The organism is uncultured Tateyamaria sp., assembly GCF_947503705.1.
Lineage (GTDB): Bacteria > Pseudomonadota > Alphaproteobacteria > Rhodobacterales > Rhodobacteraceae > Tateyamaria.
Genome location: NZ_CANNES010000004.1, coordinates 52339 through 66115, shown reverse-complemented (window position 1 = coordinate 66115; position 13777 = coordinate 52339). Strand labels below are relative to the sequence as shown.

Below are 13777 nucleotides of genomic sequence, written 5' to 3'. Positions count from 1 at the left end.
CGCAGCCCCGTGCTCAGGACCAATCGCCGTTGATCATGATCTGCCGTGCGGCGTCGCGCCGCTTGAGCCCGCGGGCCTTCAGTTCGGCGTCGGTCAGCGCATAGACCGCTTGGGTCTGCGCCAATGCGCCATGGGGCAGGCTGATCTGTGTGAGGAGTGCAGCGATCCGCTGTACGAATGTCATGTGGCACCTTTTTCATGCGTGTACCCGATATATAAGCCGTCGCGGCCGCCGTGATCAGCCCTGCGGGCGCATGGCCGCTATCCAACGGTTGCATGGCTGGGTTTAACCTTGTGTTGACTATTGGGGGCGTAACGTGCCGCCATGTCCTATCATCCGTCAATTTCCGAAACCCTTGCCGAAGAGTTGATTGTGCTGCGCGCGACACTTGCGCGTCTAAAGCAGCGCGAGGGCGAAGTGCGCGACGCCTTGCTGTCCGTTGCAGGCCCGGGCCGTGTGGTGGCACCCAGCGCAGTGGTGCAGATTGAAAGCCGTGTATCGCGCCGCTTTGATCCACGGCGGTTGCCCGACCATGTGCGCCGCGACCCGCAATACCAGGTCGAGAAAGAGACGACATATGTCCGGGTTCTGGGGCCAAAACCGCAAGGACCCAAGGATGATTTTGACGTGATCGAGCGAGACTAGGCATTTCGGCCCTCAAAACATGAAATAGCGCTGCGCCATGGGCAGCACTTCGGCAGGCTGACAGGTCAGCAATTCGCCATCCGCACGCACCTCATAAGTTTCAGGGTGCACTTCGACCTTCGGCATGGCGTCGTTCAACTTCAGGTCTCGCTTGCCAATGCCCCGCGTGTTCTGGACGGCGACGGTGTCCTTGTGCAGGCCAAGCGACGCGCCAATCCCCTCGTTCTGCGCCGCCGCCGACACAAAGGTTACGGCAGAGCGTTCGACCGAACGGCCAAAGGCACCGAACATGGGACGGGTATAGACCGGCTGCGGCGTCGGGATGGACGCATTCGGATCGCCCATCTGCGCACAAGCAATGGTACCGCCCAGCAAGACCATCTCGGGTTTGACCCCGAAAAACGCGGTGTTCCACAGGCACAGATCGGCACGCTTGCCGACCTCAATCGAACCGATCTCGTGGCTGATCCCGTGCGCAATCGCCGGGTTGATCGTGTATTTCGCTATATAGCGGCGCACGCGCATGTTGTCGTTCTCGCCGGTCTCCTCGGGCAGACGGCCACGCTGTTTCTTCATCTTGTCAGCAGTTTGCCAGGTGCGGATCAGAACTTCGCCCACCCGGCCCATGGCCTGACTGTCCGACGCGATGATCGAAAAGGCCCCCATGTCATGCAGGATATCCTCGGCGGCGATGGTCTCGCGCCGGATGCGGGATTCCGCGAACGCCACATCCTCGGGGATCGATTTGTCGAGATGGTGACAGACCATGAGCATGTCGAGATGCTCTTCCAAAGTGTTGACCGTAAAGGGCCGCGTGGGGTTGGTCGACGATGGCAGAACATGCTCTTCCCCACAAATCTTGATGATGTCCGGCGCATGGCCACCGCCCGCGCCCTCAGTATGAAAGGCATGGATCGTGCGGCCCTTCATGGCGGCGACCGTGTTCTCGACAAAGCCGCTCTCGTTCAAAGTATCCGTGTGAATCATCACCTGCACATCCATGGCATCGGCCACAGACAAACAGCAATCAATGGCCCCCGGCGTCGTGCCCCAATCCTCGTGTAGCTTGAGCGAACACGCCCCCGCGCGCACCTGTTCCTCCAACGCCGCGGGCAGCGACGCATTGCCCTTGCCCGCAAAGGCCAGGTTCATCGGAAAAGCGTCTGCGGCCTGCAACATCCGGCCAATGTGCCAAGGGCCGGGGGTGCAAGTGGTCGCCAGCGTGCCGTGGGCCGGGCCCGTGCCGCCGCCCAGCATGGTGGTCAGGCCCGAATGCAGCGCGTCCTCGATCTGTTGCGGGCAGATGAAATGGATATGGCTGTCAAAGCCCCCCGCCGTCAGAATGCGACCCTCGCCCGCGATGGCCTCTGTCCCCGGGCCGATGATGATGTTCACGCCCGGTTGCGTATCGGGGTTGCCCGCCTTGCCGATGGCCGCGATGCGCCCGTCCTTGAGGCCCACATCGGCCTTGTAGATGCCCGTCCAGTCCACGATCAGCGCGTTGGTGATGACGGTGTCCACGGCCCCCTCGGCCCGCGTGGCCTGAGACTGCCCCATCCCGTCGCGAATGACCTTGCCGCCGCCAAACTTAACTTCTTCGCCATATAACAGGGCGTTGCTGCCCGTCCCGCCGGTGGCCGCGGCGCCTGCGTTTTCGGCCGTTAGGTCACGTTCGACTTCGATGAAAAGCTCGGTGTCGGCCAAGCGCACCTTGTCGCCCACAGTGGGGCCAAACATGGCGGCATAATCGGCGCGGGGGATGGATGTGGGCATGTCAGGTCTCCGGGGTAGGGACGTGGGCATCAACGATGGCGTCGATATCCAGTGATTTGTTCGAGAATAAATTCGCGTTTGGTGACAAAGTGCCAACAGATGTTCCGTGCCTTTGCGCCGTCTCAACCTGCAAAGTTGCTGTTGGAACATCCGGGCAATAGATGTTCGCTGCAAATGGGCGGTCATATTCCAATTGAACTGTGAACCCACGACATGTCGTACCATCAGGTAAGCGTGCTTGGATGTTGCATCCAACGAAGCAAACTCCGCGCCGCACGTCCATCAATGCCATGCCATCTGGACTTTGAACTTCGATGCGTGGCCCGCAGCCTGTAAGTAGCACGAGCGCTGTCATGGCAGATACGCGGACCCAAAGCGATCCTTTGGACAGCGCAGTCTTCATCAAACCAAAAACGCCTCATCCACCGGCACCTGCATCGCCGTCACCAACCCATTGGTCTGCATGGCCATGCCAATCACTGACAAAAGCTCTCCATGCTGCTCCGCACTCATCCCCTTGGCCGTCGCCGCCGCCGTGTGGGAATGGATGCAATAGGAACACCCGTTTGCCACCGATACGGCGATATAGATCATCTCCTTGACCAGTGGGTCCAGATCGCCCGGGCCCATAACATCCTTCAACCGCGCCCAGGTCGCCGCCAACAACGCGGGATCATTCGCCAAAGCCCGCCAGAAATTGTTGATGAAATCGCCCCCGCGCGTCGCCCGAATGTCGTCAAAAACGGCCAGCACCTCTGCGCTGGCCGCCGCATCAGATATCAGCGGAACAGTCGCCATCAGACCATCGCAAAGATGCGGGCCGGGCCGCCTGTGCCGCCGACGTGGTTGGGGGCGCCCACGACCAGTGTGGCCCCCGTGGCGGGCACGTTCCCCAATCCCGCGAGGTTTTCGATGCCATAGCGACCGTTGGGCAACCATGCATAGTGCGTCGCAAAGTCGGGCGAGGGGCCATAGTCCAGCGACAGGGTGTCCACGGCCATGGCCGCGGCCGTCGTTTCCTCAAGCAGCATCTGCGTGGCTTCGATATGGAAGCCGGGGAAGTGTTTGACCCCGTCACCACTGTCCCCGACATAGGCCGCCGCGTCGCCAGATTTGGCCGCCCAGCCCGAATGCATCGCCACACAGGCTTTGTCGGGAATCGGACCATTGGCCGCAATCCAGGCCTTCAGATCGTCCGGGGTTACCTGCGCGTCGGGGTTCTCGGCTGCCTTGGCGTGAATGTGGATCACGCAAAGCGGGATCACCAGGTCGGACACCGGGATTTCATCGACCGAATTGCCATCAGCGGAAAAGTGCAAAGGCGCGTCGATATGGGTCGCGGTGTGTTCATTGATGCTCAGGTTCATCAGGTTGAACCCATGTTCCGCAAAGTTGAACGGCTGTTCCATCGAAATGCCGGGCACCCCGAAGAACGTGGGAAAGTCCGGGCTGAGCTTGTGGGTCATATCGACCACACCGCCATGGCCCGCGGCCATCGCTGCCGGGGCAGCGGCCATGCCACCCAGCGTTGCGGCTGCCCCGACGGCAGCGGTTTTCTTGAAAAAATCGCGGCGCGAAAGCATCCGCTCCTTCACCGAATTCATGACGCAAACATCACACATGATCTCAATCTCCCTTAGGGTTTCAAACTGCTCAAAGGTCGCCCATCACCTGTTGGTTGAACCCGTATACCCTGCGCGCGCCAGAGATCGGGATCAAGTGCACGTCGCGTTCCTGACCCGGCTCGAACCGCACGGCAGTGCCCGCTGCGATGTCCAACCGCATGCCCCGCGCCGCATCGCGGTCAAAGGTCAGGGCGGCATTGGTCTCGCCAAAATGATAATGCGAGCCGACTTGCACAGGGCGATCCCCGGTATTGGCCACACGCAAGGTAATGCTCTGCGCGCCGCCATTCAGGGTGATATTGCCCTCTGCCACAATCACTTCGCCCGGGATCATCGCGCGTCCTCCTGCTTCATTGTTCCAAAAATATGCATGTTCAACGGCCCCGACCTAGCGAATAGGATTGTGGACAGTCACCAGCTTGGTCCCATCCGGAAAGGTCGCCTCGACCTGCACGTCATGGATCATCTCTGCGATGCCCTCCATGCACTGGTCGCGGGTGATGATGTGGGCCCCGGCCTCCATCATGTCGGCCACGCTGCGCCCGTCGCGGGCCCCCTCGACCACCGCATCTGTGATCAGGGCAATGGCCTCCGGGTAGTTCAGCTTGACGCCCCGCGCGAGGCGTTTGCGTGCCACCTCTGCGGCCATGGCGATCAGCAATTTGTCTTTTTCACGAGGGGTCAGTTGCACGGGTCAAAGTCTCCAGCAAAGGGGCAGATGGCCACCGGTCAGGTGGTCCAGAATGGGCAAAAGCGAGCGGCGCAGCTCAAAACCGGTGGGGGCCAAAAGGCGCATCACAAGGGTGTTTTCTGCCAAAAGGCTGGCACCGCCGGCAGGGGGCAAAAGATCGCGCAGCGGGTCAAGGTGACGCTCAGCATCCGGTGCGACATAGGTCAGGCTGACCATGGCCGCCGCCCCTGAACCGACCGCCTTGTGGGCCAGTTGAGCGGTCATATCGCCGGTCAGTTCCCAGCCATCCATGACCAGTGGCGCACCGCACTGGTTGATCGCGATCCGATCCGACACGCGGCCCGTCACTCGAGTCTCGCCCATGGCGATGCGGCCAAAACAGACAGGCTCGACAATCAAGGCGCGCGCCCCCGGTGCCAGATCGCAGCTCAGACGCCGATCCAGATCGCAGCCGTCAAATAACAGGGTTTCCTGGGGCAACCACCACAGGGTAGCGCCGTCTTCAACCCGCAGAACGGTCCGAATACGGCCCACCTGCCCCGGAAAAGCGCGATAGGCCCGTTCGCAGGCCTGCGTCGTCAGGCAAAGGTGGGTGCCAGCCCCCGCCACCGCCTCATTTTCAAAACGGTCACCCCCGGTCACCCCGCCAGAGGTGTTGAGCATAACGCCCGTGCAGCCCAGAGGACTGCGGGGAAAAACAACCTTGCTGGCCCCTTTTTGATAGAGCGTATCCAGCACCGTGCGCCCGGCATGACGCTTGGTCGACAGCCGCATCTGCCCGATAGCGCGGGGCGGCGCGTCAGCGTGGGGGGCAAAAGGGGTGAGGTCAGTCATTCAGTGCGCCGTTTTGTTGGCGCAATCTGAGCATGGCAGGCCCTCAACGGCCAGCCTTCTATGCGCTTGCGATGAAAAGAGCACGATGGTTGCCTATTTTTCGGGCACAACCGAAACGCTCAAGGGAGGCGCCTGCGCAAAAGATAGGTGTCCATGATCCACCCATGATCGGCCCGCGCCGCCGCACGCCGCGCCACAATGCGCGGCCCAGCCTCAGCGAGCGGGCCCGCCTCTAGGACCTCTTCGGCCATGCCCAGATAAGCACCCCACCAGATGTCGTAATCGGCACCGTCCAAATCCTGAAAGGCGCAAGCCCCGTCCAGCATCACCACCAAAGTCTCAACACCTTCAGGCCAACCATGATCCCGCAAGCGCCGCCCCGTCGAGATGGTCACAGGCGCGTTCAGCGTGTTGAGCGGGATCGCATGGGCCGCCGTCAGTGCCTGGACCGAGGTGATGCCCGCCACAACGGTCAATCGCGGCTGCGGGTCCAGTCGGGCAGCAATGCGCAACGTGCTGTCATAAAGCGACGGATCGCCCCAAACGAGCAGGGCCACGCGGCGTGCCTCTGGCTGCGTGGCCATCGCCGCTGTCCAGATGTCAGCGATGGCATCATGCCAGGCCTCAACCCGGTCGATATAGGGCATAGCCTCGTCGCGCACCGGCATGTCAAAGGGCACAACAAGCGCATCATTGCGCACATCCTCGATGATCTGGGTGCGCAGATCCGCCAGATCTGATTTGCCCACCCCTTTTTGCGGGATCAAAAACAAGTCGGCCTGCGCAATCGCGCGCCGCGCCTCGCCCGTCAGGTGATCCGGGTTGCCAGTACCGATGCCGATCAGGGATAGCTTAATCATGTTGTGCCACGTCGGAAATCGGGCGCATTTGAGTATTTAAAGAACAATGAAGAACAGGCGCATCCCCCACCCTTCATTGTTCCAAAAATACTCAAATTCCCACAAAAGGCCCGCGCGCTACCCATCGGCCAATGCCCCATACAGGATCAGGGCGGGCGCGTCGCTGACCCCGGCGCGCAACCGCTCGGCAAGCTCTGCCACGCTCATGCGGTGCAGCGCCTCGGCGGGGGTCGACACACCTTCGGCCAAAAGTGCGGGCGTGTCCGCAGGCAGCCCTGCATCCATCAGCATCTCGGCCAGCACCGGAAAGGTTCGTTGCCCCATGAACACCACCGTCGTCGCCTGCGCGTCGGCCAGTGCGGCAAGGTTGAGGTCTTCGGGCAAAGCGCCCCGCACATCATGGCCCGTGATAAACTGTACCCGTCGGGCCGTCAGTCGGCGTGTCAACGGAATGCCCGCCGCCGCCGCCGCCGCACAAGCCGAAGGCACGCCGGGGATGATTTCAAATGGAATATCAGCCGCTTGCAGGGCCGTGGTCTCCTCCTCCAGCCGCCCGAATGTCCCGCCATCACCGGATTTCAGGCGCACAATCCGTTGTCCCGCCTGGGCATAGTCCACCAGCAACCGGCTCACATGATCCTGCTTGGGCGAGGGGCGACCGGCCCGTTTGCCTACGCCCACCAGGTCCGCGCCCGCCCGCGCGTGGGTCAGGATCGGCCCCGCCGACAGATCGTCAAACAGCACCGCATCCGCCCGTTTGAGCCTGTCCACGGCCTTCAGCGTCAACAACTCCGGATCGCCAGGGCCAGAGCCTACAAAGCTGACGAAACCGGTCATGATGCCTCTCCGGTGATCAGGTGAAAGAACGTGCCGGTGACATGTCCGCGTCGCGACCCTGTTTGAGCCACCGGATTGCCATCGGCGTCAAAGACCTGGGCCAGGCCCGTATCCGGCTGCTCCACAATCGAGGAATAGTGGAATTCATGACCGCGCAGCGCCGCCCCGGCGGCAAATCCAGGCATTGGCCCATCCAGCACGGCGCGCCGGTAACCAAGGTTGAATTTGCGTTTCGCATAACTTGTCACAAGGCCCAAGAGGCCAGCCATTTCGTGCTGTACCCCGTCCTTGTCTACCAGCCCGGCCCCAAGTGCCATATAGCCACCGCACTCGCCATGCACGGGCTTGGTTTCGGCGTGTTTCCGTAGCCCCGCTTTGAACGTCGCCGCCGCCGCAAGGGTGCCCGCATGCAGTTCGGGATAGCCGCCGGGCAACCAAACGAGATCAGCGCCGGTATCCGGCGCCTCATCCGCCAGTGGAGAAAAAGGCAGGATTTCAGCGCCTTGCGCCCGCCAGCCGTCCAGCAGGTGCGGATAGGTGAAGGAAAACGCCGCGTCCCGCGCCAGAGCAATCCGTTGCGCGGGCGGCGCGGGCAGTGGATGCGCCTCCATCGCTGGTCCGGATCGGGCCGCCGCCCGTATCGCATCTAAATCAACGTTTTCGCGCAGGAAATCAGCATAGCCTGCGATGGCGGCTTCCAAGTCTGGATGCTCCACCGCCTGGATCAAGCCCAGATGCCGCTCGGGCAGTTTCAGGTCACCCCGCCGGGGCAGCGACCCGAGCACTTTGAGCCCCGCTTTGTCCATTCCGGCGCGGGTCAGCCGCTCGTGCCGGGGGCTTGCCACTCGGTTCAGGATCACGCCTGCAAAGGGCAGGTCGGGGTTGTACATTTTGAACCCCAAGGCGGTGGCCGCCGCCGATTGCGCCTGGCCGCCTACATCAATCACCAGCACGACGGGCCAGCCCATTTTGAGCGCGGTTTCCGCACTTGTGCCAAAGCCGGTTTGCCCGCGTGTCGCCACCCCGTCAAAGAGGCCCATGGACCCTTCGCCGACACAGATATCTGCGCCCTCGGCCTTGGCCGCGATCCCGCCCAAAAGCTGTGGATCCATCGCCCAGCTGTCAAAGTTGAACGAGGGTCGCCCGGCGGCCGCAAGGTGAAAGGCCGGGTCGATATAATCGGGACCGCTCTTGAACGGTTGAACCGTCAGTCCGTCATCGCGCAGCGCCCGCAACAGTCCCAGCATGACGGTGGTTTTGCCCGTGCCGGAAGCGGGGGCAGAGATCATGAGACCGGGGGGATTAATCATCGCCGTGGCTCCAGCTGGCCCAGGGGCTTTCGGCGCTCATGGGCCTGTATCTGCGGTCGTAATCAGGGGCGTAAAGACAGCTTTCGTCGAACTGTTCGGCCCCGATGACGTGCCCCACAAGGATCAGCGCGGTGCGGCTGATCTTTTCATCCATCGCCTCCCGCAGGGTGCCCAGCGTGGCGTGAATGACCTGCTGGTCGGGCCAACTGGCACGGTAGACAACGGCAACCGGACATTCGGACCCGTATGCCGGAGAAAGGTCCGTCACCACCTGATCCAGATTGCCGATGGACAGGTGGATGGCAAGCGTCGCCCCAGTGGCCGCGAAATTGGCAAGCGTTTCGCCCGCAGGCATGGTCGAGGCGCGCCCGGGTGTGCGCGTCAGCACGACCGACTGGGCAACGCCCGGCAGCGTCAGTTCCGCGCCCAAGGCGGCCGCGGCGGCGCTGAAGGATGGCACGCCGGGGGTCACGGTAAAGGGGATGCCTTCGGCCTTGAGCCTGCGCAACTGTTCGCCCATCGCCGACCAGACCGACAGGTCGCCGGAATGCAGCCGCGCCACGTCTTGGCCCTTGTCCTGCGCCGCTGAAATTTCAGCCATGATGTCGTCAAGGTCCATAGCCGCCGTGTTCACCACCCGCGCATCGGGTGGGCAGTGGCCCAGGATTGCCTCGGGCACGAGCGAGCCTGCATAAAGGCAGACGGGGCAGGCTGCGATCAGGTCGCGTCCCCGCAGGGTCAGAAGGTCGGGCGCGCCGGGGCCGGCGCCGATGAAATGAACGGTCATCTAGTCGTCTCCAATGGCGATGGCGCAGGTGGCCATACGGTCGGTGGATATGTGGCGGGGGCCGGTGAGCCGCGCGTTGGGACCTGCGGCGGCTAGCGCTGTGGCCTCCGCCACGCTGCCCAGGGATTTATGGGTCTGGCTGGCCTCGGAACGGGTTAGCGTCGTCTGTGTTTGCGCCGCCTCCGAGGTAACAGGGAGCAAGCGCAGGCCTCGCGAGCGGGCAAACTCTTGTAGTCCCGGCGCCTTGTCTGTCAGCGTGGCCAAGGCCGTCGGGACGCGCCCGTTTGCGGCCCGTGACAGGGCGTCTGCGAGGCTGGCCTCTGAAGCGCCGCTGCGAAATCCGAACCCGGCAACGATCATCGGCTCAGGCTCCATTGCACAACCGGGTAGGAGGCCGCCCAGCCTCGCTTGGACCCCAGTGGTTTGGACTGGGCCAGCGCAATCCGCATCAGGTCGCCGCCGTGTTGTGCTTGGCAGGCTGAGAGCAACGCCTCACCCTCAAGCGTGACGGCGTTCACGACCAGGCGGGCCGGGACCGCTACGATTGCCGTCAGCAGATTTTCGGACAGGCCGCCGCCCACAAAAATCGCATCTGGCGCGGCCAGGGGGGTAAGCGCATCGGGTGCCGCCCCCTGGATCACGGAAAGCCTGTGAGCGACGCCGAGATTGTCCGCGTTCTGGCGGATGCGGTCGGCGCGGTCGGCACGGGGCTCAATTGTCGTGGCTGTGGTGGTCGGGTGTGCCAGCAACCATTCCAGCGCGATAGAGCCGGAGCCGCCGCCGATATCCCACAGGTGTTCCCTAGGCAAAGGGGCCAGTGTTGAGAGAGTGATGGCACGCACAGGACGCTTGGTGATCTGTCCGTCATTTGCAAATGTGTCGTCAGGCAGGCCGGTGGATTTGGGCAGGGACGGGCCGTCTCCCGCGGCGTGGATTGCCGCGCAAACGGGGTGGTCGAAGCTCCCCTTCAGGTTTGCTGCTGTGGCGGTGCTTATCCGTTCGGAAGGGCCGCCCAGATGCTCCATGATCGTGAGGGAACTGGCGCCGAAACCGGTGGTGGTCAGGTAGGCGGCCAGAGCATTGACCGCATCGCCGTCGCGCAGTGTTGCGATGATTTGGACGCCGGGAGCGAGGTCGGGTTTGAGCCGCGAAAAAGGGGCCGCGTGCAGGCCCTCGCAGATGGTTTTGTCGAGCGCCCAGCCCATCCGTGCGGCCGCGAGGGCAAAGCATGAAACGCCAGGCAGGGCCACCCATTCATGGGCTTTGAAATGGCGGGCGATCACACTGCCTGCGCCGAACCAGAAGGGGTCGCCCGAGGCCAGGACAACCACGCGTTGACCGCGCAGCTTTTCGAGGACGGGCAAGCCGTCGGCAAAGGGCACAGGCCAGGGGATGTGTTTTGTCCCCGCGGGGACACTTGTGGTTAACGGCGCATTAACCACTAGATCGAGGTGACGCGGCGGGCCCATGATCACCTCTGCGACGCTTAGGGCCGCTTGACTTGCCGCCGTGAGCCCGTCAATTCCGTCCTCGCCGATGCCGACAATGGTAAGCCAGGGAGCGTCAGACATGCAGCCGAACCTCTTGATCCTGGGGGGCACGACCGAGGCGACCGCATTCGCCAACGCCGCTGCCGAGGCGGGGCTGCACGGCGTGGTCAGCTTTGCCGGCCGTGTGGCGCGCCCCAAGAGGCAGCCCTTGCCGCAACGCATCGGCGGCTTTGGCGGTATTGCGGGTCTCAAGGCCTATCTGCAGGCTGAAAAGATTACCCATGTCATTGACGCCACACACCCTTTTGCCGCGCAGATGAGCCACAATGCGGTGCTGGCCTGCGCCGAGGCGGCCGTGCCGTTGATCGCCTTTGTCCGCGCCCCGTGGACTGCGCAAACGGGCGATGATTGGACCCATGTGCAGGATATTGGCGGCGCTGTTGCCGCGCTCGATCAGCCCGCCGCCCGCGTCATGCTGGCCGTCGGGCGCATGCATTTGCACGAATTCGCGCCCAATCCGCAGCATTTCTATCTGCTGCGGCTGGTTGATCCGCCCGAGACCGCGCCACCCTTTCCCGACCACCATGTGCTGGTCTCGCGAGGGCCGTTTACCGCTGCTGATGACCGGGCGTTGATGCGTGAGCACCGAATTGATCTGGTTGTGTCCAAGAATGCGGGTGGCGGCGGAGCCTATGCCAAGGTCGAGGCCGCGCGCGCGCTGGGCCTGCCGGTGATCATGATTGACCGGCCCGCGCTGCCACCACGGACAGAGGCGTATCGCGTCGCGGAGGTCATGGACTGGATTGGTCATGTGGGCACCGAGCGCGGCGTGTAGACAATGGGGCCATTTGCGCCCTCAATGATCCGCGTCTGGGACGAACCGACAAGGACCATGGTGCGCATGTCGGCCATGTCTGGTGTGGCGTCGGGCAGGGGGACGATTTTGATCGTCTCATCCGGGCGCGACACGTTTCGCGCAAATATGATAGGGCGGGCGTCGCCGCAAGCGTCGCGCAATACTTCAAGTGCGCGCACGAACCCTTCGGGCCGGGACTTTGAGCGCGGGTTGTAGAAGGCCATGGCGAAATCCGCCTCTGCCGCGAGCCGCAATCGTTTTTCGATCAGCGCCCAGGGTTTGAGGTTGTCGGAAAGGTTGATGGTACAGAAATCATGGCCCAACGGTGCGCCGATCCGGGCGGCGGCGGCGAGCATGGCGGTGATGCCGGGCAAAACGCGGATGTCGAGGCTGCGCCACTCTTGTGGGCCAGCTTCCAGTGCCTCGAACACGGCTGAGGCCATGGCAAAGACGCCGGGATCGCCGGAGGAGACCACGACGACCCGTTTGCCTGCCGCCGCCATGTCGAGCGCATGGCGGGAGCGGTCACTTTCCACCCGGTTGTCGCTGGCGTGCAGCGTCAGGCCGGGGCGTTCAGGGATGCGCGCGACGTAAGGAATGTAGCCGACAATGTCGGTGGCTTGGGCCAGTGCGTCGGTCACCTCGGGCGTGACCATTGCGTCACTGCCGGGGCCGAGCCCTGCGATGACGACCCAACCGCTCATGGCCTGCGCCCTTGGCCGTGGACCACGATGATCGAGAAATAGGGGGTCACTTTGCCCTCTGCCTCGGAGAGTTTCTGTACCGTCTGGTTGGGCATTGTGGCGTATTCCACCAGCCAAGCCGCGTCGTATTTTCCTGCGGTCTTCAGCGCTTGGCGCACCTTGTCGATGTTGCGCCCGATCTTCATTACTACCAGCGCATCGGCATCTTGCATGCGGGCGGTCAGTGTCTCTTTGTCGAGCGTGCCCATGAGCACCGTCAGGATGTCGTCACCCCATGTGATCGGCGCACCCGTGGCCGTCCAGGCCCCCGACATGCCGGTTATGGCGGGCACCACATGGGTCGGCACGTCATCCCTGAGCCGTGTGTAGACGTGCATGAACGAGCCGTAGAAGAACGGGTCACCTTCGCAGAGCACGACCACATCCTCGCCCGCATCTGTCAGCGTACGCAGCCGTTTGGTGCAGTCGGTGTAAAAGCTGCTGAGCACCTCGTTGTAGCGCGGATCGCTGAGTGGGATTTCGGTGGTGACCGGGTATTCCATCGGGTGTTCTGTGGCGTTTTCCGGCAGAAGACTGTGCGCCAGCGTACGGGCCTGGCCTGGCCGGCCCGCCTTGCGGAAAAAGGCGATGTGTTTGGCATTGCGCACCAGCCTGTCGGCGCGGACACTGAGCAGATCGGGATCGCCGGGGCCAAGGCCGACGCCGTAGACGGTGCCTGGTTTGGTGGCCGGGCTCATTCCTTGCGGCTCGCGATGGCGTTGACGGCGGCGACGGTGATGGCGCTGCCCCCCAGCCGCCCTTGGACGATACAGCAGGGTACGGGTTGGTCGGCCCAAAGCGCGTCTTTTGATTCCACGGCCCCAACAAAGCCTACCGGGCAGCCGATGATGGCGGCAGGGCGGGGGCAGTCGGGATCTTCGAGCATGTTCAGAAGGTGGAAAAGCGCCGTTGGCGCGTTGCCGATGGCGACGACTGCGCCTTTGAGGTGGGGCCGCCAGAGTTCGAGGGCTGCGGCAGAGCGGGTGTTACCCATTTTCGCAGCCAGTTCCCGGACCCCTTCGTTGTGCAGGGTGCAGATCACTTCGTTGTCGGCGGGCATGCGGGGCCGTGTGATCCCCTCGCTGACCATGCGCGCGTCGCACAGGATAGGTGCCCCGTTTTCGAGCGCCGTCCGCGCGGCGGGCACGAAACCGGGGGAAAAGCGGCAGTACTCTTCGAGCCCGACCATGCCGGCGGCGTGGATCATGCGGACGGCCACCTGTTCCTCGTCGGGGTCGAAGCGCGACAGGTTTGCCTCGCTTCGGATCGTGGCGAAGGATTGCAGGTAGATGGCCGCACCATCGGTTTGGTATTCATAGGGCATT

At 63.2% G+C, this 13777-nt stretch carries 19 protein-coding genes; 2 read left to right on the top strand and 17 right to left on the bottom strand.

The window, feature by feature from the left end; all coding sequences use genetic code 11:
• Positions 1-13: 13 nt before the first annotated feature.
• Positions 14-184, bottom strand: coding sequence for a hypothetical protein (locus Q1A44_RS11030; protein ID WP_299624462.1), 171 nt, complete (start codon positions 182-184; stop codon positions 14-16).
• 141 nt (positions 185-325) lie between these two features.
• Here Q1A44_RS11030 and Q1A44_RS11025 point away from each other — a divergent pair, with 141 nt between their 5' ends.
• Entirely contained in the window at positions 326-646 is a 321-nt protein-coding gene (locus tag Q1A44_RS11025; RefSeq protein WP_299624459.1) for a hypothetical protein, read from the top strand.
• Positions 647-658: 12 nt separating this feature from the next.
• Here the strand turns inward: Q1A44_RS11025 and ureC are convergent, their stop codons facing one another.
• The 13 genes from ureC to cbiE form a co-directional block, all read right to left on the bottom strand.
• Positions 659-2419 (bottom strand): urease subunit alpha, encoded by a 1761-nt coding sequence (ureC, locus tag Q1A44_RS11020; RefSeq protein ID WP_299624456.1) that lies wholly within the window; start codon positions 2417-2419, stop codon positions 659-661.
• A gap of 1 nt (position 2420) precedes the next feature.
• Positions 2421-2822 (bottom strand): hypothetical protein, encoded by a 402-nt coding sequence (locus Q1A44_RS11015; protein ID WP_299624453.1) that lies wholly within the window; start codon positions 2820-2822, stop codon positions 2421-2423.
• Entirely contained in the window at positions 2822-3217 is a 396-nt protein-coding gene (locus Q1A44_RS11010) for a carboxymuconolactone decarboxylase family protein (RefSeq protein ID WP_299624450.1), read from the bottom strand. The genes Q1A44_RS11015 and Q1A44_RS11010 overlap by 1 nt, the downstream gene beginning before the upstream one ends.
• Entirely contained in the window at positions 3217-4041 is an 825-nt protein-coding gene (locus tag Q1A44_RS11005) for a cyclase family protein (RefSeq protein WP_299624447.1), read from the bottom strand. The genes Q1A44_RS11010 and Q1A44_RS11005 overlap by 1 nt, the downstream gene beginning before the upstream one ends.
• A gap of 31 nt (positions 4042-4072) precedes the next feature.
• Positions 4073-4378 (bottom strand): urease subunit beta, encoded by a 306-nt coding sequence (locus Q1A44_RS11000; protein ID WP_299624444.1) that lies wholly within the window; start codon positions 4376-4378, stop codon positions 4073-4075.
• Between the two features lie 54 nt (positions 4379-4432).
• Entirely contained in the window at positions 4433-4735 is a 303-nt protein-coding gene (locus Q1A44_RS10995) for an urease subunit gamma (RefSeq protein ID WP_299624442.1), read from the bottom strand.
• Positions 4736-4738: 3 nt separating this feature from the next.
• Positions 4739-5569 (bottom strand): urease accessory protein UreD, encoded by an 831-nt coding sequence (locus tag Q1A44_RS10990; RefSeq protein WP_299624439.1) that lies wholly within the window; start codon positions 5567-5569, stop codon positions 4739-4741.
• Positions 5570-5688: 119 nt separating this feature from the next.
• Complete coding sequence (cobF, locus tag Q1A44_RS10985) at positions 5689-6429, bottom strand: precorrin-6A synthase (deacetylating) (protein ID WP_299624436.1); 741 nt, start codon at positions 6427-6429, stop codon at positions 5689-5691.
• A 117-nt stretch (positions 6430-6546) separates the two neighbouring features.
• Positions 6547-7266, bottom strand: a complete 720-nt coding sequence (gene cobA, locus Q1A44_RS10980) for a uroporphyrinogen-III C-methyltransferase (RefSeq protein ID WP_299624433.1) — start codon at positions 7264-7266, stop codon at positions 6547-6549.
• Entirely contained in the window at positions 7263-8576 is a 1314-nt protein-coding gene (locus Q1A44_RS10975) for a cobyrinate a,c-diamide synthase (RefSeq protein WP_299624430.1), read from the bottom strand. The genes cobA and Q1A44_RS10975 overlap by 4 nt, the downstream gene beginning before the upstream one ends.
• Positions 8569-9363, bottom strand: a complete 795-nt coding sequence (gene cobM / locus Q1A44_RS10970; RefSeq protein ID WP_299624427.1) for a precorrin-4 C(11)-methyltransferase — start codon at positions 9361-9363, stop codon at positions 8569-8571. The genes Q1A44_RS10975 and cobM overlap by 8 nt, the downstream gene beginning before the upstream one ends.
• Positions 9364-9723, bottom strand: coding sequence for a cobalamin biosynthesis protein (locus Q1A44_RS10965; RefSeq protein WP_299624424.1), 360 nt, complete (start codon positions 9721-9723; stop codon positions 9364-9366).
• A complete protein-coding gene (gene cbiE, locus Q1A44_RS10960) occupies positions 9720-10934 on the bottom strand; it encodes a precorrin-6y C5,15-methyltransferase (decarboxylating) subunit CbiE (protein ID WP_299624422.1) in 1215 nt (404 codons plus the stop codon). The genes Q1A44_RS10965 and cbiE overlap by 4 nt, the downstream gene beginning before the upstream one ends.
• On the opposite strand from cbiE, the gene Q1A44_RS10955 reads away from it, so the two are divergent.
• On the top strand, positions 10933-11688 hold the full coding sequence (locus Q1A44_RS10955; protein ID WP_299624419.1) for a cobalt-precorrin-6A reductase: 756 nt from the start codon (positions 10933-10935) through the stop codon (positions 11686-11688). The genes cbiE and Q1A44_RS10955 overlap by 2 nt on opposite strands.
• Here the strand turns inward: Q1A44_RS10955 and cobJ are convergent.
• From cobJ to Q1A44_RS10940, 3 genes are read right to left on the bottom strand one after another with little or no spacing between them, the layout of a single operon-like run.
• A complete protein-coding gene (gene cobJ, locus Q1A44_RS10950) occupies positions 11661-12413 on the bottom strand; it encodes a precorrin-3B C(17)-methyltransferase (RefSeq protein WP_299624417.1) in 753 nt (250 codons plus the stop codon). The two genes, Q1A44_RS10955 and cobJ, sit on opposite strands and share 28 nt — an antisense overlap.
• Entirely contained in the window at positions 12410-13150 is a 741-nt protein-coding gene (locus Q1A44_RS10945) for a precorrin-2 C(20)-methyltransferase (RefSeq protein ID WP_299624414.1), read from the bottom strand. The genes cobJ and Q1A44_RS10945 overlap by 4 nt, the downstream gene beginning before the upstream one ends.
• A complete protein-coding gene (locus Q1A44_RS10940; protein WP_299624411.1) occupies positions 13147-13776 on the bottom strand; it encodes a precorrin-8X methylmutase in 630 nt (209 codons plus the stop codon). Before Q1A44_RS10940 ends, Q1A44_RS10945 begins: the two co-directional genes overlap by 4 nt.
• Position 13777 lies beyond the last annotated feature (1 nt).